The organism is Sphaerotilus sp., from assembly GCF_031429695.1.
Classification (GTDB): Bacteria; Pseudomonadota; Gammaproteobacteria; order Burkholderiales; family Burkholderiaceae_C; genus Sphaerotilus.
In genome coordinates this window covers 1-21407 of sequence record NZ_JANPAB010000097.1, presented here as the reverse complement: position 1 = coordinate 21407, position 21407 = coordinate 1, and the positions used below count along the sequence as shown (strand labels likewise).

Below are 21407 nucleotides of genomic sequence, written 5' to 3'. Positions count from 1 at the left end.
GTGCTCGCCTGCATCCTGCTGACTCTGATTTGCTGCGTTTTCGGGAGGCCGTTGTAGCATCACGCCGCGCACTCAGCAGACGTTTTCACTGGCTCAGCAGGCAGCCGTTACCGACTGATACGGTGATGCAATTGCCCTGGGGAGTAGCGAGCTAATCTTTTACTGCGGTCTGGGCCAACGACCTAAACTGGTTCAAAGTGATCGGATATCGATTCCAGTGAATAGATTACACAATTCATCCTCCGTTACGGAGTTTCCATGCGCAAGTCTCTGGTCTCTACCGCTGCCGCTCTGCTGCTGGCCCTGGGCGCTCAGGCGCAAGTCGTCGGGGGTGATGGGATCTGGACGAGCTTCGCTGCCTCGCCGGCCGGCACCTACAACCTGACCTTCGACACGATGGTCGACGGCTACTTCACGGTGTTCAACATCGACACCGCCACCACGGTTGCCCAGGCCTTCGTGCAGAACATGGCAACGACGCAGTACACGGCCACCTTCGCACTGACCAGGACCTACAACTACAAACTGTACTTTGGCACGACGCCGCTGCCGCCTGAAGCCGCGCGCCTGATCCCTCGGCACTGCATGGTGCCGATCCATTCCCCTTTGCATGCATTGACGGAGCGCCTCCACGAGGCGCTTTTTTCATTCGTTCAGCGGGTCAGGTTGCCCGTTGTCGACATGGCCAGTTCGACCAGCACCGGGGCGTGGTCGCTGGGTCGCTCGTTCTTGCGGGGCGCCTTGTCGATGCGGCACCCAGTGGCGCGTGTGGCCAGTGCGGCGCTCACCAGGATGTGGTCGATGCGCAGCCCCTGGTTCTTGCGAAACGCCAGATTGCGGTAGTCCCACCAGCTCCAGCTGCGCGGGGCCTGCTCGAACAGCCGGAAAGCGTCCTGCAGCCCGATTGCCTGCAGCGCCTGGAAGTGGCCGCGCTCCTGCGGCGTGCAGTGGATCTGGCCGGCCCAGGCCACCGGGTCGTGCACGTCACGGTCTTCCGGCGCGATGTTGTAGTCGCCGAGCAACGCCAGCGCCGGGTGGTTCTGCAACTCGATGCCGATCCAGCGCTCCAGCGCCTCCAGCCACGCCATCTTGTAGACGAACTTGTCGCTGTCCGGGGCCTGTCCGTTGGGGAAGTACGCGCCGATCACCCGCACCCCCTCGACCGTGGCCGCGATGACCCGCGCCTGCGGATCCTCGAAACCGGGGATGTTGTGCACCACGTCGGTGAAGGCGTGGCGGGACAGCAGGGCCACGCCGTTGTAGGTCTTCTGCCCGAACCAGGCGCTTCGGTAGCCGGCTTCAGCGAGCGCATCGGCCGGGAACTTGTCGTCGGTGAGCTTGGTTTCCTGCAGGACCAGCACGTCGGGCTGCTCCTGCGCGAGCCAGTCGAGCACCTGCGGCAGCCGCACGGCGAGGGAGTTGACGTTCCAGGTGGCGAGTTTCATGGCGTGATGATGCCGCAGCTTGGGTGCGGGTCGATCGCTGGTCGGACGGGCATCGGGGCTGGGCGATACTCGCGCGCTGTTGCTCAACATGGAAGGAAAGACACCGTGACCGTCCTGCTACTGGGTTTGATGCTGTTCCTTGGGGTCCACTCGCTCAGGATTTTTGCCGATGACTGGCGCTCGGCCCGAATTCGGCAGCACGGGGCCTTGCGCTGGAAAGCGGTCTACGCCTTGGTGTCCGCGCTGGGCCTGGTGCTGGTGGTGTGGGGATACGGTGTGGCGCGGGCCAATCCGGTGGATTTGTGGACGCCACCGGCCGCGACCCGCCATGTCGCGGCCTTGCTGATGCTGCTGTCCTTCGTGCTGCTCACGGCCACCTATGTGCCCGGTTCGCGCCTGAAGGCCAAGGTGCGCCATCCGATGGTGCTGGGTGTCAAGGTCTGGGCGCTGGCGCACCTGCTGGCCAACGGGCGTCTGGCCGATGTCGTGCTGTTCGGCAGCTTTCTGCTCTGGGCGGTGCTGTCGTTTCGTGCGGCGCGTCAGCGGGACCGGGCCGCGGGGAACCCGCCGCTGTCGCTCCACTCCGGGCGTGACGTGATCACCGCATTTGTCGGCATCTTCGCGTGGATCATCTTCGCGCTGTGGCTGCACGGACCGTTGATCGGCGTGCGGCCGTTCGGCTGATTGCCGCGGACCAGCGTCAGCGCCGGCGGTAGGTCACGAAGGCGAAGCCCGGATGCGTTGTTCGGGCCACCTCCTCGAACGCCGTGCGCGGCCAATCCGGAAAGCGGATATCGCCGTCGAGGTCCGCATCGATCTCGGTCAGCTCCAGCACCTTGGCGTGGGGCAGCGCCAGTGCGTACAGTTCGCCGCCGCCTATCACGCACACCCGTGGTGCGGTGGTGCCAGCCACCGCCGCGAGCGCGGCGTCCAGACTGGACACCGCTTCGGCGCCTCGGGCGGCCGCCGTGTCGGCCCAGTGTGGCTGGCGTGTCACCACCAGATTGCGCCGACCCGGCAGCGGCCGGAACCTGGCCGGCAGCGAGTCCCAAGTCTTGCGGCCCATGATGACCGGGCAGCCCATTGTCGTGGTGCGGAAATGCTTCGCGTCCAGCGGGTCGTGCCAGACCAGGCCGTTGCCGTGGCCGATCACCCCGTTGCGGGCCACCGCCGCGATCAGGCAGAGCGGCGCCATCAGACGGCTACCGGCGCCTTGATCGCCGGGTGGTGCAGGTAATCCAGCACCTCGAAGTCCTCGAACTGGTAGTCGAAGATGGAATCGGGCCGGCGCTTGAGGTGCAGGGTCGGGTAAGGGTAGGGCGTGCGGGCGAGCTGGGTCTCGACCTGCTCGGTGTGGTTGCTGTAGAGGTGGCAGTCGCCGCCGGTCCAGATGAAGTCGCCCACGTCCAGGTCGCATTGCTGCGCCAGCATGTGTGTCAGCAGTGCATAGCTGGCGATGTTGAACGGCACGCCCAGGAAGATGTCCGCGCTGCGCTGGTAGAGCTGGCAGCTCAGGCGCCCGTCGGCCACATAGAACTGGAACAGCGCGTGGCAGGGCATCAGCGCCATGCGGCCCAGGTCGGCCACATTCCAGGCGCTGACGAGGATGCGGCGCGAGTCCGGGTTGGTCTTGAGCTGCTGCACGACCTCGGCGATCTGGTCGATGTGGCCGCCGCCGGGGGTCGGCCAGGAGCGCCACTGCACGCCGTAGACCGGGCCGAGGTCGCCGTCGTCGCGCGCCCATTCGTCCCAGATCGTCACGCCGCGGTCCTGCAGCCACTGCACGTTGGATTCACCGCGCAGGAACCACAGCAGCTCCAGGATGATGGCGCGCAGATGGACCTTCTTGGTGGTGACGAGCGGGAAGCCTTCGCGCAGGTCGAAGCGCATCTGGTGGCCGAACACGCTGCGGGTGCCGGTGCCGGTGCGGTCGTTCTTGAGGACACCGTGCTGGTGCACGTGGCGCATCAGGTCTTCGTACTGTGTGCGGGCCGTGCGCGCGGGCGGCGGGGTCAAAGCGTCGACAGGGGCGTCATCCATGGGCAGCAGACAGGCAAACAGCGATTATAGGGAGCGGCTTTTCAGAGCTTGTACGTGAGCTTGCGGGTCCAGCCCTGCAGCAGGGTGCGCACGGACTCGCTCAGATCGACCCAGGTGCCGCCGATGCGGAAGTCGTGGCTCTGCATCACCACGTATGCCGTGTTGATGCGCACAGGCACGGCCATGATGCGCGACAGATCCTTCAGGTCCGGCACCCCCAGGACCAGCAGCATCACTGTGTTGCTCGGCAGAGGGTAGTCGGACAGCAGGCCGACACCCTTCTCGGAGATATCGCGCACACGCACCTCATGCACCTGCCCGTCGGGCAGTGTCAGCCGTCCGCGCCAGGTGACGGTGAAGCGGGGTTCCCTGCGGCCGTCGATCGATCCGCGCTCCAGAGTGGTGGCCATCATGTCGTCAAATTGAATTGCATTGCGGCTAGCTTCGCATATAAACCGCCGCGCTGAACGAGTTCGGAATGGGTGCCTTCCTCGGCAATCCTGCCGTGATCGAGGACGACGATGCGGTCAGCCTGCTGGACGGTGGCCAGCCGGTGGGCAATCACCAGAGTGGTGCGGTTTTTCATCGCCGCTTCCAGCGCGGCCTGCACCAGCCGCTCGCTCTCGGCGTCGAGCGCGCTGGTGGCCTCGTCCAGCAGCAGCAGGGGCGGATTCTTGAGCATGGCGCGCGCGATGCTGATGCGCTGGCGCTGACCGCCGGACAGGCGCACGCCGCGCTCGCCGAGGAAAGTCTGGTAGCCCTCGGGCAGGGCGGTCAGGAATTCGTGTGCGTGCGCGGCCCTGGCGGCGGCGATGACCTCGGCGTCGCTGGCGTCCGGGCAGCCGTAGCGGATGTTCTCGATGGCGTTGGCGGAGAAGATCGTGCTGTCCTGCGGCACGATGCCCACGCGCCCGCGCAGGTCGGCCAGCGACAGCCGCGTCACGTCCACGCCGTCCAGCGTGATCGCGCCGGACTGCGCGTCGTAGAAACGCAGCAGCAACTGCAGCACCGTGCTCTTGCCTGCGCCGCTGGGGCCGACCAGTGCGACGGTTTCGCCCGGGCGCAGCGTCAGGCTGAAGTTCTGCAACGCGGGCTGCGACGGGCGCGACGGGTAGTGGAAATTCACCGCCGAGAACTGCACCGCCGAGCCACCTTGTGCCATGGGCAGGGCCAATGGCTGCGCGGGATCCACCACCGGCGAGCGGGTCGCCAGCAGTTCCATCAGCCGTTCGGTGGCACCGGCGGCGCGCAGCAGGTCGCCGTACACCTCCGACAGCACCGCCACGCTGCTCACCAGGATGATCACGTAGACGACGGTCTGTCCGAGGTGGCCGGCGCTGATGCGGCCTTCCATCACCGCTTCGGTCCCTTGGTACAGGCCCCACAGCAGCGCGCCGAAGGTGGCGGTGATGATGAACGCGACGAGGTAGGCCCGCACGCGGGTGCGCTTGCGGGCGGTCTCGAAGGCCTCTTCGGTGGCCGCGTCGAAGCGCGTCGCTTCACGGCCTTCCTGCGTGTAGCTCTGCACCACCGGAATGGCATTGAGCACCTCGGCCGCGATGGCGCTGGTGTCAGCCACGCGGTCCTGGCTGGCGCGGCTGAGCTTGCGCACGCGGCGGCCGAAGTACAGCGACGGCAGCACGACCAGCACCAGGATGCCCAGCACCTGCGCCATCACATAGGGATTGGTGACGACCAGCATCACCATCGCACCCAGCCCCATCACCGTGTTGCGCAGGCCCATCGACAGGCTGGAGCCGACGACGCTCTGCACCAGCGTCGTGTCGGTGGTCAGCCGCGACAGCACCTCGCCGGTCTGCGTCGTCTCGAAGAATTCGGGGCTCTGGTGCACGACATGGGCATAGACCGCGTTGCGCAGGTCGGCGGTGACACGCTCGCCGAGCCAGCTCACCATGTAGAAGCGCGAGGCCGAAAAGACGCCCAGGGCGGCACCGACCGCGAACAGCGCGAGGAAATGCTCGCGCAGCGCCATCACCCGCTCGCCGGGATCGCTGGCGACGAGGCCCTGGTCGATCAGCGAGCGCAGTGCCATCGGCAACACCAGCGTGCTCACCGCGGCCAGCACGAGGAACAGGCCCGCCAGCGCGATTTGCAGCCGGTAGGGCCAGAGGAAGGGCTTCAGGCCGGACAGGGAGCGCGGCGTGGCGGCGCGGGGACGGTCGGTGGTGGCAGCAGGCATGGCCGCGAGTGTAGGCGCGCCTGTCGTCAGCCGTAGTGCCCCCGCAACTGCGCCAGGATCACCTCGTCGTCCACCACCTTGTAGACCACCCGGTGCTCGTCGTCGATGCGGCGTGACCAGTAGCCGCTGAAGTTGAATTTCAGTGGTTCCGGCTTGCCGATGCCGTCGAACGGGTCGCGCTGGATGTCGCGGATCAGCGCGTTGACCCGGCGCAGCATGGCCTTGTCGGTCTGCTGCCAGTAGAGGTAATCACTCCATGCAGCGTCTTCAAAAGTGATCATTCTTCGATCAGCTCGCGGCGAACGAGGTGACGCCTAGCCTCGATGTTTTCGATCGATTTCATCAGCCGCATCGCGTTTTTCGGATGCCGCAGCAGGTGCGCGGTCTCCATCAGCGATTCGTATTCCCGCAGTGACATCAGTACGCCCGGCTCGGCTTTTTGTCGGGTGATGATGGTCACGTCACAGTCGTTGTGGACGCGATCGAGTTCGCTGGCGAGGTTGTTGCGGGCTTCGGTGTAGGTGATGGCACGCATGAGAGGACTCCGTGGCAATGGAATGAACATGTGCAGATCATTGTACATACTGCATCTACCGCCTACTTCACAGCACCAGCCGCCCCACGTAGCCCGTCATCTCCAGATACCCCAGCCCGACCCGCGTCCCTTGCGTGTCGAGCAACTCGCTCAAGCCCTCCCAGTAGACCGTTCCCGTGCTGCCGCGGCTGTCGAGTTCCTGCGCATCCAGCAGTGCACGCACCGTCCAGCGCCCGGCGGGCGTCTCGACGAGCCATTGCACCGGGTAGCGCCCGCCAGTGGCCGGACTCGCCCACACCCGCTGCGGTGTGAACTGCACCTCGGCCGAGCCGAATGCACGCGCCGCACCGCCTGGCGTCCGCCACGACCCACCTGCCCACAGCGCCGAGCCATCCGCCCGCCGCAGCCGGAACGCGGTCAGCGCGCTGCCATCGGCGAGGTTGATGCCGATCCAGTCCCAGCCCACCGCGTCGCGGTCGAGCACGGAGTCGCTCCATTCGTGGTCGAGCCAGGCGGTGCCGCGCAGGGTGCGTGCTGGCTGGCCGTTCGGGGTGAGCGTGGCGGTGACGGCGAGTTGCGGCTGGCTGTAGTAATGGCTGGCCTGTGCCGGGCGGGGGCCTTTGCGGGAGTAGCCGGCGTCGCCTTGCAGCAGCAGCGGCTGGGTGGTCTGCATGGCCAGCGCGAGCGTGCCGCCGAGGGCCGGGCTGGCGATCGTCGCGTCGTAGCGACTGGCCGTGGCGTCACCACGGCGACGCAGGGTCCAGTCGCCCAGGTTCATGTGCGTGTCGCCGATCGCGCTGCCAGCGCGCCCGAAGCCGGTGCGGGCGATGCGCTGGTCGTGGTGCTGGCGGCGTTCGGCCAGATCGGTCAGGGCCGCATGGGCAAAGACCAGTTGTTTCGCCGCGAACGCGCTCGGGTGGTCGGCGGCCACCTCGGTGCGTGTGCGGAAAAAGGTGAGCTGGAAGCCGTGGGTCGGGTCGGCGGGGCGTTCGCTGGTCGTGACCGGGGCGAGCCAGCCTGTGGCGTACCACCACTCGGTCTGCGTGTCGGGGTGGCTGCCGAAGTCGTCAGGGAACGCCAGCGCACGCCGACGCACCCCCTGCGCCGTCACCGTCAGCGGCAGCAGCGATCCGGCCATCAGCTCCATCAAGTGCCGTCGGTGCATCAGGACCACTACCAATCCTCCTTCACTGCCAAGGCCATGTCATGGGACGCCGCTGCGCGCCCGGACCCCCACGCCGTCACCGCACCCGCCACCAGCACCGCCAGCACCAGCGCACCCAGCCGCCACCAGGGCAGCGCCAGCTCCATCGTCCAGTGGAAGCTTTGCGGATTCACCACCTTCACCAGCACCACGCTCACCGCCAGCCCCAGTGCCAGCCCGAGCAGCGCGCCCACCGCCGTCCACAGCGCGCCTTCCGCGCAGACGAGGGTGAGCACCTGTGCCCGCGTCGTGCCGAGGTGCTGCAGCGCGCCGAACTCGCGCCGCCGCGCCAGCACCTGCGCCGAGAAGCTCGCCGCGATGCCGAACAGCCCGATGGCAATGGCCACCGCCTGCAGCCAGTAGGTGACGGCGAAGCTGCGGTCGAAGATCGCCAGCGACACGGCGCGGATCTCGGCCGGTGTGGCGATCTCCAGCAGCGCCGGATCGGCCGCCAGCGCCCGCAGCCCGGCTTGCACCGCCGACACCGCTGCACCCGGCGCGAGCCACAGCGCGAGGTCGTTCACCTTGTCGTCGCCGGTGAGCCGTTGCCAGTCGCGGCGGTCGATGACGAGCGAGCCTTGCTGGCGGGCGTAGTCGCGCCAGACACCGCGGATGTGCGCGTCGGCGGTGCGTCCGTTCGGCAGCGGCAGGCGCAGCGTCTGTCCGGCCTGCACGCCATAGAGCGCGAGCACGGCTTCACTGGCGTACACGTCGGGCTGTCCCGCAGGTGAGGGCGGCTGCAGCGTGCCGACCAGCGGCAGGGTCTGCGCTGCGTCGCCGACCTCGCGGGCGATCAGCGCCACCGCCGCCCGTGCCGGATCGAGCGAGACGGCCACCACCCGCTGCGCCTGCACCCGCGCCACGCCGGGCAGCGCCGCCGCGGCCTGCACGAAGGCGGGATCGAGGTAGGCGCTGTCGGCCTGCGCGGTGGACGTGGCGGTGCGGGCGTAGAGATCGGCGGGCAGCACCTCGTCCAGCCAGTGCGTCACCGAGTCGCGGAAGCTCGCCACCATCACGGTCAGCGCCACCGACAGCGCCAGACTCGCGACCACGCCCGCGACCGTGATCGTCGCGCTGGCCCGCTGGTCTCGGGCACGCTCGACGGCCAGCAGCGCGATCGGGTGCCGCGGCGGCGTGATCCGTCCCAGCAGCACGCCGACCAGCAGCGGCACGGCCATGATCCCGCCCAGCAGCAGCAGCGCCACCGACCCATACGCCGCCAGCGGCAACTCGCCCAGCGGCGGCACGAACGCCAGCGCGACCCCGGCCACCATCAGCGCCGGCCCACGCCACGGCTGGCGCAGCGTCTGGTCCTCGCCGCCGAGACCCTTGAGGCTCTGCGCGGGCGACAAGGCAGCGGCCATGCGCGCCGGCTGCCAGCCGCCGGCCAGCGCCGCAGCGAGTCCCAGTCCACCGTAGACCAAGGCCGCGCCGCTCGACCACTGCAAGGCCGGCGCCGCGCCCCCCAGCAGCCCGCTGCCCAGATCCCCGCCCAGCACCCGCAGCGCGAGCGCCGCCAGCCCCGTCCCCAAGGCCAGCCCCAGCCCCGCGCCGACAATGCCCAGCAGCGCCGACTCGACCAGCACCAGCACCAGCCGCTCGCGGGCGTGCATGCCCAGCACGCCGAGCAGCGCCAGTTGCGGCACCCGCTTGGCGACGGCCAGCGACTGCACCGAGAACACCAGAAATGCCCCCGTGAACAGCGCCACCAGCGCCAGCACGGTGAGGTTCACGCGGTAGGCACGCGAGAAATTGGACACGCGCTGCGCCGTTTCATCGGGCGCCGCGGCCCGCACCGAGGCGGGCAGCGCCAGCGTGCGCAGCACCGTGTCGCGGTCGGCGCCCGGCTGCAGGCGCAGATCCATCCGGCTGAGCTGGCCGAGCCGGTCGAAGTGCGCCTGGGCGCCGGCCAGGTCGATCACCGCCAGCGGGCCGGTGTCCGCGCTGACCGTGCCACCCACCGTCAGCGCCACCAGCCGGTTGCCGGACTGGACCCGCATTTGCGCACCGGGCTTCACGCCGAACAGCCGTTGTGCTGCCGGATTGAGGAACACGCGGTCCGGGTCGAGCAGCGCCAGCCGGGGGGCGTCGCGCAGCGCGGGGTCTGGCCGCGGCAGCAGCGCCGGTGCGAGTGCCGCCGCCACCAGTGCATCCTGCCCGATCAGCTTCAGCCCGCGCTTGCGGCCCTGGGCATCCAGCGCGTAGGTCTCGATCTCGATCACCGGGCTGGCCAGCGCAACACCGGCGTGTGCGGCGACACGGGCGTAGAGCGTCTCGTCCAGTCCGCTGCGGCCGACCGGGCGCAACTCCACGTCCGGCTGGCCATTGACCGAGCGCACGGCTTGCCCGAATTCAGCCAGCGCCGAGGCATTGATCAGGTGTACCGCAAACGCCAGCGCCACGCCCAGCGCGATCGCCAGCAAGGCCACGCCGGCCCGGCCCGGGTGGTGGCGTGCTTCACGGACGATCAGGTACAGCGTGTCGCGCAGGTGCATGGGACGGGGTCAATCGGTCAGTGGCTGTGCAGGAATGTGGGTTTAAATGCCGGCAGTGGTACCAAATAGTGTCTCCTGCGCGGGCACAATTCTCCGCGCCATGACACCCAGTACCGATGCCGCCACCGCCCTGCCCGAGATCAGCCCGCTGCTGCAGACGGTTGCATGCTGGGTGCGGCGCGTCGGGGTGCAGCGGGCCACGGTGGTGGCGGTTGGATTGAGCGTGCTGGCATCGGAGGCGCTCACGCTGGTCTGGCATCTGGTGGCGGGCTGGTCGCTCCAAAGCCAGGGGCTGATCATGGCGGCGCTGGTGCCGGTGCCGATTGCCTCGCTGTGCGCGGGCTTCACGCTCAAGCTGATCGTGGCGCTGGACCAGGCGATGCTTCGGCTGGAAGAGCTGGCGATGACGGACTCGCTGACCGGTCTGCGCAACCGGCGCTGTTTCATGCAGGCCGCCTCGCTGGAGTTCGAGCGCGCCACGCGCCACGCCCGGCCGATGGCCGTGGTGCTGATCGACGTGGACCACTTCAAGGGCATCAACGACCGCCACGGCCACCAGTGCGGCGACCAGGCGCTGATCGAGATCGCCCAGGCCTGTCAGAGCACGCTGCGCAAGACCGATCTGCTGGCGCGCTTCGGCGGCGAGGAGTTTGTCGTGCTGCTGCCAGAAACCGGTCAGCGCGAGGCGGTGCGGCTGGCCGAGCGCATGCGCCATGCGGTGTCTGCCGACCTGCGCCTGCCGGACCACCCGCGGCCCGGGGCCGTGACGATCAGCCTCGGTGCAGTGGCCCTCAGCCGCAGCACGCCAACGCTGGACACCCTGATCCAGGCCGCCGACCAGGCGCTCTACGACGCCAAGCGCGCCGGCCGCGACCGGGTCCACACCATGCCGGCACCGATCGGCGCCTGAGCGGCCGGGGCGCGTCACGGCGCTTGCACACCGTCGGCGCGCAGCCGCAGCGTGCGGTCGGCCTGGGCGGCGGCGGCCTGCGAATGGGTGACGATCAGACAGCCGGCCCCATGCTGCCGGGCCTGGGTACACAGCAGATCCAGCACGCGCTGTGCCGTCACCGGGTCGAGGTTGCCGGTGGGCTCGTCGGCCAGGATCAGCGCCGGCCGGTGGACCAGCGCCCGCGCGATCGCCACCCGCTGCAACTGGCCGCCGGAGAGTTCGCGCGGCCGCCTTGCTCCGAGCGCACCCAATCCGACCTCGTCGAGCACGCTGCCCACGCGGGCTGCGATGGCGTCCCGGTCGCGCCAGCCCTGCAGCATCAGCGGCAGGCCCACATTGTCGGCGACGCTCAGGTGGGGTAGCACATGGAAGGCCTGGAACACGAAGCCCAGCGACGCTCGCCGCAGCAGCGCCGCCTCGCGCTCCGTCAGGCGGCCGACTGTGCGACCGGCGATCTCGACCACACCAGTGTCCGCCCGGTCCAGTCCGGCGATGCAGTTCAGCAGGGTGGACTTGCCCACCCCGGATTCCCCGACCAGCGCGACGACCTCGCCCTGCTGCATCGTCAGGCTGACCTCCTGGAACACCGCGGTCTCGCCGTAGTGCTTGCCCAGGCGGGTCAGGCGCAGCAGCGGGGTGGTCATCGGGCTTGTTGCTCCAGCACCGGCAGCACCCGCGCCAGCACGGCGCCGACCGGATCGCCCGCATCGCAGGCGATCACCTCGCGTTGCGCCATGCCGCGCAACCAGGTGATCTGGCGCTTGGCGAGTTGCCGCGTGGCGGCGATGCCTTTGTCCGGCAGTTGTGCCGCGGGCCACAGGCCGTCGAGCATCTCCCAGGTCTGCCGGTAGCCGACGCAGCGCATCGACGGGAGATCGGGGTGCAGGTCACCGCGGGCACGCAGCCGCTGCACCTCATCAACCAGAAGACCGCCTGCCAGCATGGCCTCGAAGCGTTGTGCGATGCGGGCGTGCAGCCAGGCGCGGTCGGTTGGCTCCAGCGAGAGGAGCGGGAATTCGGGCGACATGTTGGCTGCGTCCGTTGCGGCAGAGCGGTCGAAGCGGCCGGTGTGGAAACTCGACAGCGGCTGGCCACTCACCTGCCACACCTCCAGCGCCCGCTGGATCCGCTGTGCGTCGTTGGGCGAGAGCCGGGCCGCGGTGACCGGATCGACCGTGGCCAGCTGCGTGTGCATCGCCGGCCAGCCGATGGCGCGGGCGCGTTCGTCCAGCGCGGCGCGCACGGCGGGGTCGGCCACCGGCAGTGCGTCGATGCCATCGAACAGCGCCTTGAAGTACAGCATCGTTCCGCCCACCAGCAGCGCGCGCCCGCCACGGGCGTGGATCTCGCCGATCAGCCGGCGCGTGTCCGTGATGAACCCGGCGGCCGAGCAGGACGCGGTGGGCTCGATCACGTCGATCAGATGGTGTGGCACCTCGGCGCGTTCGGCGGCCGAGGGCTTGGCGGTGCCGATGTCCATGCCGCGGTAGACCAGTGCGGAATCGACGCTGATGATTTCGATGGGTGGCAGGCCCCGCTCCCGGCAGGCGCGGGCGATGGCCAGGGCGGCTGCGGTCTTGCCGCTGGCGGTCGGGCCGGCCAGTGCGAAGGTGGTCGGGGTGGCAGCGTTCAATGTTCACCTCCGTGGCGCTGCACGGTGGTCCAGGCGATCAGCGCCGTGACCCCCGAGGCGACAGCGATGCCGTAGGCCAGCGGCCGTGTCGTGCCGTCCAGCGCGACGCCGAGCCACTGCCCGATGCAGAACGCCACTACGGCCAGCACGAAGCCCGCCAGTGCCGCGGCCACGCCGGCCTGCTGCGGGAACGGCCCGACCGCGCCGGTCTGCCCGCAAGCCTGGTGCGTGCCATGCCCGAAGGCGAAGAAGAGCTGCGGCACCAGGATCGCCCATACCGTCTGCACGCCCGCCGCGGCCAATGCCGCCATCGACAGCCCGCCGACCAGCGTGAACCACGCAGCACGCCGGACGGCGCCGGTCATGCCATGCCGCACCAGCCAGCGCCGGCAGACGAAGGTGCCGGCGAGGTAGGAGACCGAACTGGTGCTGAGCGCCAGGCCGTACTGCGCCGCGCTCAGCCCGAGCACCTGCATGTAGACAAACGACGATCCGGCGAGGAACACGAACAGCCCGCCGTAGGTCGCTGCCGACAGCCCAGCCCAGGCGAGGAAGGTCGGATGGCGCAGCACAGTGCGCCACGAGGCCAGCAGCGGCCCGGGGTGCAGCGCCTGCGGGTTCTTCTGGGGGAGGGTCTCGGGCAGTTGCGTGGCGACGAAGACCAGGGTCGCGAGCGCGATCACCCCTGCAGCGGCGAAGGCCATGTGCCAGCTCAGATGCCCGGCCAGCCAGCCGCCCAGCAGAGGACTGGTGATGGCGATGACGCCCAGCCCGGACAGACCGAGCGACATGATCCGCGCGCCTTCATGCGGCTCGTAGAGGTCACGCACCATGGCCCGTGCGACGACCACCACGCCGGCCATCACCGCGCCCTGCACGATGCGCACCAGGATCAGCGCCTCGATGGTGGTCGCCAGCACCGCCCCGAGGCTGGCGACCACGTAGACCGACAGCGTGGACAGCAGCACCGGCCGCCGCCCGAACCGATCCGCCACCGGCCCGGCCACCAGCTGCCCGAAGCCGAAGGCCAGCAGCAGCGCGGCCATCGTGAGCTGCGTGGCGTGCATCGAGGCGTGCAGCTCGGCCTGGATGGCGGGCAGCGCCGGCAGGTAGAGGTCGGTCGTCACCGGTTGCAGGCCGAGCAGCAGGGCCAGCGCGACGGCGGCGATCAGGGCGGAGGGCCGCCGGGTCGGCGCCGTCATGCGGTGGCGCGGCGGCGGACGCGGTCGAGATAGGCGTGCGGGTCCGGGGGCCGGCCGCTGCGCTGGGACTCCCAGAGCATCTCGCCCAGGCAGTCCATCACCTCGTGCTGCGCGGCATGCAGATCGCCGCGCTTCGCGGCCAGCAGCTCGACCGCCTGGCGGATGCCGCGCGGCTGGTCGATCGAGACCTGCTCGCTGATGCTCAGGTGCATCGACAGGTGCAGGAAGGGGTTGGTGCGGCCCTCGTCGACGGTGTAGACGGCGGCGAGCGCGGCCTCCAGGTCGGACAGGTCGGCGTGGTATTCGGGGTGGCGCTCGGTCCATTGCGCGGCGAGCGTGTCCATCGCGGACAGCGGTTCACCGGCGAGGTGCTTGCGCCACGCGGTGCAAAAGAAGGTCCGGACATCGTTCTGGCTGGGTGCAAACATTCCACAATTGTGGCCCGTCCGCGAAGTTCCGCGACGCCGTGAGGCCTGCCCTGTGATCACTGACCCGATGTTCTACGCCGCTGCGGTGCCCGCGGTCTTCCTGATGGGGCTGTCCAAAAGCGGCTTCGGCGCCGGCTTTGGCGCGCTGGCGGTGCCGCTGATGGCGCTGTCGATCCCGGTGCCACAAGCGGCGGCGATCATGCTGCCGCTGCTGTGCATGGCCGATTTTTCCGGCCTGGCGGCGCTGGTGCGCCATGCCGATTGGCGGTTGCTGCGCTTCCTGCTCCCGGCGGGGTTGCTGGGCAGCCTGATCGGCTGGGCGTCGTTCGGGATGCTGCCAGTGAAGGCGGTGGCGGGGATCGTGGGGGCGGTGACGCTGCTGTTCGTGGCGCTGCGGCTGTTCTTTCCGCCCAAGGTCGATGTACCGGCACCACACCGCGGCCTGGGCTGGCTGCTGGGCACGGCCTCGGGCTACACCAGCTTCATCGCGCATGCGGGTGCGCCGCCGATCAGCTTCTACGTGATGCCGCTCAAGCTGGAGCCGCTGCGCTTCAGCGGGACGATGGCCGTGTTCTTCACCATCGTGAACTTGTCGAAGTGGATTCCGTACTGGCAGCTCGGCCTGATCGACCTGACCAACCTCGGCACCTCGCTGGCGCTGGGGCCGGTGGTGCTGTTCGGGGTCTGGGCAGGCGTGCGGCTGGCCACGCGGGTCAAGCCGACGCTGTTCTACCAACTGGTGATGGCAGGGATGGTGCTGTCGGGGTTGAAGTTGCTGTGGGATGCGTGGCGATAATCAGTGCAGCTCCAGAAGGAATCCGTCCCATGACCGCTGAAGTCCGCTGCGAACGCCACGCGACCCTGTCCGACGTGGCCGTCGTCACCCTGTCCAACCCAGGCAAGCTCAACGCCGTCAACGTCGCGATGTGGCAAGCCCTGCGCGGCCTCTTCGACGGGCTGGCCGAGCGTGAGCCGCTGCTGCGCTGCGTGATCGTGCGCGGGGAGGGCGGCAGCTTCGTCTCCGGCGGGGACATCGAGGAGTTCCCCGCCTTCCGCTTCGACGAGGCGCGGCTGCGCCATTTCCACGAGAACATCGTTGCCCCGGCGCTGGACGCGATGTACCGCTGCGACATCCCGCTGGTGGCGCAGATCGAGCGGGCCTGTGTCGGCGGCGGGCTGGAGATTGCCTGCCAGTGCGACCTGCGCATCGCGGGGCAGTCGAGCCGGTTCGGCGCGCCGATCGCGCGGCTGGGCTTCCCGATGGCGTGTGACGAACTGGCCGGCGTGGCGCGGGTGGCGGGGCTGGCGACGGCCGCCGAGATCCTGCTGGAAGCGCGCTTGCTGGATGCCGAGACCGCCTTGCGCCGCGGGCTGGTCCACCGCGTGGTCTACGACGACGAAGTGGCCGCCGAAGCCGAGGCGACGGCACAGCGCATCGCCGCCGGGGCGCCCCGTGCCGCACGGTTGAACAAGCGCGCCCTGCGCCTCGTCGCACCGCAGTTCCATTTCACCGAAGCGCAGCGCGCCGAATTCGCCGCCTACGCCACCGGCCCCGACCACCGCGAAGGTATCACCGCCTTCATCGAGAAGCGCAAGCCGAACTTCACCGGCTCCTGATTGCCTGACCACCCTGCATGACCATGTCCAACGACAACCTGTTTGCCGCGCTGCGCAGCGCCTTTCCCGCCGACCTCGACGCGGCGGCGATCGAGACCGACAGCGGCCTCGTTTACGCGTGGCGTGACCTGGAACGCTCGACGGCGATGCTGGCGAACCTGCTGCAGTCGCTGGAGATCCCCGCTGGCAGCCGCGTGGCGGTCCACACAGAGAAGTCGGTCGAGGCGCTGGTGCTCTACCTCGCCACGTTGCGGGCCGGCTTCGTCTATCTGCCGCTGAACACGGCGTACCAGGAAGCCGAACTCGACTACTTCATCGGCAATGCCGAACCGGCGGTGTTCGTCTGCGCGAGCAGGAACTTCCCCTGGATCAGCAAGCTGGCGTTCCAGAAGGGCGTGGCCCATGTCTTCACGCTCGACGACGACCGCACCGGCTCGCTGCTGGAACGCGCTTCGCATTTCAGCGACGAGCACGTGCCGGCAGTGAAATCGGCCAACGACCTCGCCGCGATCCTCTACACCAGCGGCACCACCGGCCGCAGCAAGGGCGCGATGCTCAGCCACGGCAACCTGCTGTCCAACGCGCAGGTGCTGAAGACCCACTGGGACTGGCAGCCCGGCGACGTGCTGATCCACGCGCTGCCGATCTTCCACGTCCACGGCCTGTTCGTCGCCAGCCACGGCGCGCTGCTCAACGGCTCGAAGATGCTGTGGCTGTCGAAGTTCGACCCGAAGGCGGTGGTCGAGCGGCTGCCGCGGGCCACCGTCTTCATGGGCGTGCCGACGCTGTACGTGCGGCTGCTGCAGGAGGCGGGACTGACGCGCGAAGCCTGCGCGCACATGCGGCTGTTCATCTCCGGCTCGGCCCCCTTGCTGATCGAGACCTTCCGCGACTGGCAAACCCGCACCGGCCACACCATCCTCGAACGCTATGGCATGAGCGAGACGGTGATGCTCACGTCGAACCCCTGCCGCGCCGAGGACGGCGAGCGCGTCGGCGGCACGGTCGGCCCGGCGCTGCCCGGCGTCGGCGTGCGCGTGGTGGATGACGCGGGCGGGGCACTGCCGGCGGGCGAGATCGGCAACGTGCAGGTGCGCGGCCCCAACGTGTTCGGCGGCTACTGGCGCATGCCGGAGAAGACCGCCGAGGAGTTCACGGCCGATGCGTGGTTCAAGACCGGCGATGTTGGCCGCTTCGACGCCGGTGGCCGCGGCTATCTCACCATCGTCGGCCGCAGCAAGGACCTCATCATCACCGGCGGCTACAACGTCTACCCGGCCGAGATCGAGGGCTACCTGAACGACATGGCCGGCGTGGCAGAGTCGGCGGTGATCGGTGTGCCGCACCCGGACTTCGGCGAGGCCGTGGTGGCGATGGTCGTGCCGAAGGCGGGGGCGGCGCTGGAAGCGGAGGCACTGGTGGCCGCGCTCAAGTCGAAGATCGCCAACTTCAAGGTGCCCAAGCGTGCCTTCGTCGTCGCCGACCTGCCGCGCAACGCGATGGGCAAGGTGCAGAAGAACCTGCTGCGTGACGCGCACCAGACGCTGTTCACCCCGGCAGGTTGACCCCCGCGGGTGCCGCGGTCAGGCCGTCGCGCCATTGCTTCGGCGTCACGCCGTGGTGGGCGCGGAAGCTGCGGATGAAGTAACTCGGCGCCGCGAAGCCGCAGGCCCACGCCACCTCCTTCACCGCCAGCGTCGTCTCGCGCAGCAGCCGGCTGGCGCGCTCCATGCGCAGCCGGTTGATGCAGCCGATCAGCGCCTCGCCCGTGACTTCGCGGAACAGGTGCGAGAGGTAGTCCGCCGTGCAGCCGGACTGTGCCGCGAGTTGCCGGACGCTGAGCGTGTGGTCGCCGAGCTGGTTCTGGATTCGCACGCGCAGCCGGGCGATCAGCGGCGGCTCGCGGCTGGCCTCCCCCTCCGCGGCGTTCAGCGCCAGCAGCACCCCCGCCAGCGCCGCCGCCACCAGCGCCCGCGCCTGCGTGTCGGCCCAGGGCTGCGCCGGGTCGGACGGGCTTTGCGTGGCATGGAACAGCCAGTCGTGGATGCGGGCGGCCTGCGCGTGGTGGCGGGTTTCGAGGTGGGCGATGCCGGGGCTGCCCGGGCTGTGTTCGTGCGCGAGGTGGCACATCAGCGCCGGGCCTGCCGTGTTCACCACCACGTTGCGGAACGCCGCCCCACGCGCCGCGCCCACATGCTCGTCGTGGCGCAACTGCGGCGGCACGATGAGCACCTCGCCCGCCGCCAGCCGACAGCCGCCGTGCGGGAAGCGGAAGTCGGTCCAGCCCTCGACCTGGACGAACAGCTCGGGCGTCAGGTGGAAATGCCCGTCGCCGCGGGACTGCGGTTCGCCCAGGTGCTGCGGGCGGTGGACGACGAGCTGGCCGGCCTGCGCAGCGGCCAGGGCGGTGGTCAGTGCGGACTCCAGGTTTTTTCGCATCATTGTCGGAATTCTGCTAGTGCTTGAACTTGGATCGGCGCGCTGATGTCCTTACGCTGTGGGCCTGCAACCTGCCCACCCACGCTTCCAACCCTGCTTCGGATGCCCGCCGTGAAGACCAAGATTTCTGTCATTGTCTGGAACGAATTCCAGCACGAACGCCAAAACCCCGCCGTGCAGGCGATCTATCCAGATGGCCTGCACGCGGTCATTGCCCAGGCGCTGCGCGACACGCCGGCGCTCAATCCCGGCGCGCTGCCGCTGGAGGTCTCGACCGCCACGCTCGACCAGCCCGAACATGGCCTGAGCGAAGAGCGGCTGGCCGGCTGCGACGTGCTGATCTGGTGGGGCCACCGGGCGCATGACCAGGTGGACGACGCCATCGTCGAGCGCGTGCAGCGCCGCGTGCTCGAAGGCATGGGCCTGATCGTGCTGCACTCGGGGCATTTCTCGAAGATCTTCCGCCGCCTGATGGGCACGAACTGCTCGCTGAAGTGGCGCGAGGCGGACGAGAAGGAGCGGCTGTGGGTGGTCGAGCCGTCGCACCCGATCGCGGCGGGGCTGGGCGAGTATTTCGAGCTGCCGCATGAGGAGATGTACGGCGAGCGCTTCGACATTCCGAAGCCCGACAGCCTCGTGTTCCTGTCGTGGTTCGAGGGCGGCGAGGTGTTCCGCTCGGGCTGCTGCTGGGAGCGCGGGCATGGGCGTGTGTTCTATTTCCGCCCCGGCCATGAGGCGTATCCGACCTACTACGACGCCAACGTGCAGCGCGTGATGACCAACGCCGTGCAATGGGCCGCGCCGCGCGTCAACATCGTCGATGTCTGCCCGATGAGCCCGCCGCTGGAGGTACTCAGCCCGAAGGCGCTGAACTTCGGCAAGGTCGGCGTGCTGCAGAACCGCGGAGACATTGCATGAGTGGGGAAACGAGCGTGCGTCGTCTGCGCGTGGGGGTGATCGGTCTGGGCATGGGCCGTGCGCACATCGAGGGCTGGAAGCAGCATCCGCAGGTCGAGGTCGTCGCCATCGCGGACCCGGATGCGCTGCGGCTGGCGGCCGTGGGCGATCAGTACGGCATCACCGGGCGCTACACCAGCGCCGAGGCGATGCTGGCGGCCGAGGCGCTGGACGTGGTGAGCGTCTGCACCCCGAACAAGTTCCACAAGGACTTGACGCTGATGGCGCTGGCTGCCGGCTGCCACGTCCTGTGCGAGAAGCCGATGGCGATGAACGCCGACGAGGGCCGCGAGATGCTGGCCGCCGCCGAGCGGGCAGGGCGGCGGCTGATGATCAACTTCTCGTTCCGCTTCACGGCGCAGTCGCGTGCCCTGAAGGCGCAGGTGGATGGCGGCGTGTTCGGCGAGTTCTACTTCGGCCGCAGCGTCTGGCACCGCCGGCGGGGCATGCCGGGTTTCGGCGGCTGGTTCGGCACCAAGGCGCTGGCCGGCGGCGGGCCGCTGATCGACCTGGGCGTGCATCGGCTGGACCTGGCGCTGTGGCTGATGGGCTACCCGAAGCCGACCTGGGTGATGGGCGCGACCTACGACCCGATCGCCCGCGAGGCGGCGCAGAAGGCGGGCAAGACCTTCGATGTCGAGGATCTGGCCGCCGCCTTCATCCGCTTCGAGAACGGCGCGACGCTGGCGCTCGAAGCCTCGTGGGCGGCCAACATCGCCGAAGCCGAGCTGATGGAAACCCGCCTGCTCGGCACCAAGGCGGGGCTGCTGCAGCGCAACCTGAACGAGGGCTACACCTTCGACGCGCACATCTTCACCGAGCTGAACGGCGTGCCCTTCGATCTGCACCTGCACCCCCAGCCGGCCCACGCCGTCACCGCCACGAAACCCAGCGCACCCTCGGCGATGCACGACTACGCCGAGGCGATCCTGAATGACCGGCCGCATCCTGCGCCGGGTGAGGAAGGGCTGATCGTGATGGAACTGCTCGATGCAATCTACGAGAGTGCGCGCAGCGGCGCACCGGTGAAGCTGTGAGCGCCGCCGTGATCGACGCCGCGGCACCCGGCGAGGTGCTGCCCGACGCCGCCCGGCTGTCGCGGGCGCGCAAGGCGGTGCGCTGGCAGTTCGGCGCGCTGGGGTTTCTCAGCGGTGCGTGGGGCGCGCACATTCCGTCGGTGAAGGCGCAGTACGGGCTGACCGAAGGCACGCTGTCGCTGGTGCTGCTTTCCGCGGCACTTGGCGCGGTGTCGTCGCTGTTCTTCGCAGGGCGGGTGGTCGAGCGGCTGGGCGTGCGCGGTGTGGTGCGGCTCGGGGCGTGTGTCATGGGCGTGGGGCTGGCGCTGGTGCTGCACTGGCCGGGGCTGTGGGCGGTGCTGCCGGCGATGGTGCTGTTCGGGGCGCTGATGAGCTGCTACGACGTGTCCATCAACGCCGAAGGCACGGCGCTGGAAAGCCTGAGCGGACGCACCGTGATGAGCAACCTGCATGGCACCTTCAGCCTGGGCGCGATGGCGGGGGCTGCGCTGTGTTCGGGGCTGCTGCGGCTGGAGATCACGCCAGGGTGGCAACTTGCGGGCATCGGGCTGGGCACGTCGGCGCTGGCGATGTGGACCTCCGGCGGGCTGCTCGACACGCATCCGCGCGAGGCGGGTGACGACGGCGAGAAGGCGCACTTTGCGTGGCCGCGTGGCCTGCTGCTGGTGATCGGGCTGCTGATCTTCACCGGCATGACGGCCGAAGGGGTGATGTACGACTGGTGTGTGCTCTACCTGAAGCAGGAGGTCGGCATGTCGCAGGACCGGGCGGCGCTGGGCTATGCGAGCTTCTGTGGCGCGATGGCGCTGGCGCGGTTCGGCGGGGATGCGCTGCGGGCGCGTTACTCGGAGCGGCTGTTGCTGGGAGCGAGTGCTTCGCTGTCGGCGGTGGCGATGGCGATCGTGCTGCTCAGCGGGCACCCGGTCGTGTCGCTGATCGGCTATGCGTTTGTCGGGGCGGGGCTGGCGCCGGTGGTGCCGATCCTGTTCAACGCCGCGACAAGGGTGCCGGGCGTCAGCCGGGCGGCGGCGATCGCGTCGGTGTCGTCGATCGGCTACTCGGGCTTCCTGGTCGGGCCGCCGCTGATCGGGTTCATCGCGCAGTCGGTGTCGCTGACGGCGGCGATGTCGGTGGTGGTCATCGGGACGGCGCTGCTGGCGTTGGGGGCGCGGCGGGTGCCTGCGGCGGATTGAGTCTGCTGTAGTGCAGAAGCAAAAAAATCG

22 protein-coding genes are annotated in these 21407 nt (G+C 69.2%); 8 read left to right on the top strand and 14 right to left on the bottom strand.

Going from position 1 to position 21407, the window contains the following annotated elements:
• Positions 1 to 653: 653 nt before the first annotated feature.
• Positions 654 to 1445 carry an exodeoxyribonuclease III gene (locus RMP06_RS18630; protein WP_310463294.1) on the bottom strand — a complete coding sequence of 264 codons (792 nt, stop codon included), beginning with the start codon at positions 1443 to 1445 and terminating at the stop codon, positions 654 to 656.
• Between the two features lie 105 nt (positions 1446 to 1550).
• Here RMP06_RS18630 and RMP06_RS18625 point away from each other — a divergent pair, with 105 nt between their 5' ends.
• Positions 1551 to 2129, top strand: a complete 579-nt coding sequence (locus RMP06_RS18625; protein WP_310463293.1) for an NnrU family protein — start codon at positions 1551 to 1553, stop codon at positions 2127 to 2129.
• A gap of 16 nt (positions 2130 to 2145) precedes the next feature.
• Here RMP06_RS18625 and RMP06_RS18620 read toward each other — a convergent pair whose 3' ends face one another.
• From RMP06_RS18620 to RMP06_RS18585, 8 genes are all read right to left on the bottom strand, one after another.
• Positions 2146 to 2640, bottom strand: a complete 495-nt coding sequence (locus RMP06_RS18620; protein ID WP_310463292.1) for a dihydrofolate reductase — start codon at positions 2638 to 2640, stop codon at positions 2146 to 2148.
• The gene (locus RMP06_RS18615; RefSeq protein ID WP_310463291.1) at positions 2640 to 3485 is read right to left on the bottom strand and encodes a thymidylate synthase; all 846 of its coding nucleotides are present in this window, start codon (positions 3483 to 3485) and stop codon (positions 2640 to 2642) included. The genes RMP06_RS18620 and RMP06_RS18615 overlap by 1 nt, the downstream gene beginning before the upstream one ends.
• 41 nt (positions 3486 to 3526) lie before the next feature.
• Positions 3527 to 3898 (bottom strand): PilZ domain-containing protein, encoded by a 372-nt coding sequence (locus RMP06_RS18610; RefSeq protein ID WP_310463290.1) that lies wholly within the window; start codon positions 3896 to 3898, stop codon positions 3527 to 3529.
• Entirely contained in the window at positions 3895 to 5685 is a 1791-nt protein-coding gene (locus RMP06_RS18605) for an ABC transporter transmembrane domain-containing protein (protein WP_310463289.1), read from the bottom strand. Before RMP06_RS18605 ends, RMP06_RS18610 begins: the two co-directional genes overlap by 4 nt.
• Positions 5686 to 5711: 26 nt before the next feature.
• The gene (locus RMP06_RS18600) at positions 5712 to 5966 is read right to left on the bottom strand and encodes a Txe/YoeB family addiction module toxin (RefSeq protein WP_310463288.1); all 255 of its coding nucleotides are present in this window, start codon (positions 5964 to 5966) and stop codon (positions 5712 to 5714) included.
• Positions 5963 to 6220 (bottom strand): type II toxin-antitoxin system Phd/YefM family antitoxin, encoded by a 258-nt coding sequence (locus RMP06_RS18595; RefSeq protein WP_310463287.1) that lies wholly within the window; start codon positions 6218 to 6220, stop codon positions 5963 to 5965. Before RMP06_RS18595 ends, RMP06_RS18600 begins: the two co-directional genes overlap by 4 nt.
• A 67-nt stretch (positions 6221 to 6287) precedes the next feature.
• Positions 6288 to 7385, bottom strand: a complete 1098-nt coding sequence (locus RMP06_RS18590) for a lipocalin-like domain-containing protein (protein ID WP_310463286.1) — start codon at positions 7383 to 7385, stop codon at positions 6288 to 6290.
• Positions 7386 to 7393: 8 nt separating this feature from the next.
• On the bottom strand, positions 7394 to 9919 hold the full coding sequence (locus RMP06_RS18585) for an FtsX-like permease family protein (RefSeq protein ID WP_310463285.1): 2526 nt from the start codon (positions 9917 to 9919) through the stop codon (positions 7394 to 7396).
• A 100-nt stretch (positions 9920 to 10019) separates the two neighbouring features.
• Between RMP06_RS18585 and RMP06_RS18580 the strand changes: the two genes are divergently transcribed.
• Entirely contained in the window at positions 10020 to 10829 is an 810-nt protein-coding gene (locus RMP06_RS18580; RefSeq protein ID WP_310463284.1) for a GGDEF domain-containing protein, read from the top strand.
• A 14-nt stretch (positions 10830 to 10843) separates the two neighbouring features.
• On the opposite strand, the gene RMP06_RS18575 is transcribed toward RMP06_RS18580, so the two are convergent.
• Genes RMP06_RS18575 through RMP06_RS18560 form a run of 4 tightly spaced genes read right to left on the bottom strand, consistent with a single transcriptional unit; the run spans position 10844 to position 14134 of the window.
• Positions 10844 to 11515 carry an ABC transporter ATP-binding protein gene (locus RMP06_RS18575; RefSeq protein ID WP_310463283.1) on the bottom strand — a complete coding sequence of 224 codons (672 nt, stop codon included), beginning with the start codon at positions 11513 to 11515 and terminating at the stop codon, positions 10844 to 10846.
• Positions 11512 to 12504, bottom strand: a complete 993-nt coding sequence (miaA, locus tag RMP06_RS18570; RefSeq protein WP_310463282.1) for a tRNA (adenosine(37)-N6)-dimethylallyltransferase MiaA — start codon at positions 12502 to 12504, stop codon at positions 11512 to 11514. Before miaA ends, RMP06_RS18575 begins: the two co-directional genes overlap by 4 nt.
• A complete protein-coding gene (locus RMP06_RS18565; protein ID WP_310463281.1) occupies positions 12501 to 13706 on the bottom strand; it encodes a multidrug effflux MFS transporter in 1206 nt (401 codons plus the stop codon). The genes miaA and RMP06_RS18565 overlap by 4 nt, the downstream gene beginning before the upstream one ends.
• Entirely contained in the window at positions 13703 to 14134 is a 432-nt protein-coding gene (locus tag RMP06_RS18560) for a DUF1841 family protein (RefSeq protein ID WP_310463280.1), read from the bottom strand. Before RMP06_RS18560 ends, RMP06_RS18565 begins: the two co-directional genes overlap by 4 nt.
• 67 nt (positions 14135 to 14201) lie before the next feature.
• Between RMP06_RS18560 and RMP06_RS18555 the strand changes: the two genes are divergently transcribed.
• The 3 genes from RMP06_RS18555 to RMP06_RS18545 are packed head-to-tail and all read left to right on the top strand — an operon-like array spanning position 14202 to position 17316.
• A complete protein-coding gene (locus RMP06_RS18555; RefSeq protein ID WP_310463279.1) occupies positions 14202 to 14930 on the top strand; it encodes a sulfite exporter TauE/SafE family protein in 729 nt (242 codons plus the stop codon).
• 29 nt (positions 14931 to 14959) lie between these two features.
• Positions 14960 to 15751: an enoyl-CoA hydratase/isomerase family protein gene (locus RMP06_RS18550; RefSeq protein ID WP_310463278.1), complete on the top strand. Its 792-nt coding sequence runs from the start codon at positions 14960 to 14962 to the stop codon at positions 15749 to 15751.
• 23 nt (positions 15752 to 15774) lie between these two features.
• Positions 15775 to 17316, top strand: coding sequence for a malonate--CoA ligase (locus RMP06_RS18545; protein ID WP_310463295.1), 1542 nt, complete (start codon positions 15775 to 15777; stop codon positions 17314 to 17316).
• On the opposite strand, the gene RMP06_RS18540 is transcribed toward RMP06_RS18545, so the two are convergent.
• Positions 17300 to 18190: a helix-turn-helix transcriptional regulator gene (locus RMP06_RS18540; RefSeq protein WP_310463277.1), complete on the bottom strand. Its 891-nt coding sequence runs from the start codon at positions 18188 to 18190 to the stop codon at positions 17300 to 17302. The two genes, RMP06_RS18545 and RMP06_RS18540, sit on opposite strands and share 17 nt — an antisense overlap.
• Before the next feature lie 102 nt (positions 18191 to 18292).
• Here RMP06_RS18540 and RMP06_RS18535 point away from each other — a divergent pair, with 102 nt between their 5' ends.
• Genes RMP06_RS18535 through RMP06_RS18525 form a run of 3 tightly spaced genes read left to right on the top strand, consistent with a single transcriptional unit; the run spans position 18293 to position 21377 of the window.
• Positions 18293 to 19108, top strand: coding sequence for a ThuA domain-containing protein (locus RMP06_RS18535; RefSeq protein ID WP_310463276.1), 816 nt, complete (start codon positions 18293 to 18295; stop codon positions 19106 to 19108).
• Positions 19105 to 20184 carry a Gfo/Idh/MocA family protein gene (locus RMP06_RS18530; RefSeq protein ID WP_310463275.1) on the top strand — a complete coding sequence of 360 codons (1080 nt, stop codon included), beginning with the start codon at positions 19105 to 19107 and terminating at the stop codon, positions 20182 to 20184. Before RMP06_RS18535 ends, RMP06_RS18530 begins: the two co-directional genes overlap by 4 nt.
• Positions 20181 to 21377 carry an MFS transporter gene (locus RMP06_RS18525; protein ID WP_310463274.1) on the top strand — a complete coding sequence of 399 codons (1197 nt, stop codon included), beginning with the start codon at positions 20181 to 20183 and terminating at the stop codon, positions 21375 to 21377. Before RMP06_RS18530 ends, RMP06_RS18525 begins: the two co-directional genes overlap by 4 nt.
• Positions 21378 to 21407: the final 30 nt, after the last annotated feature.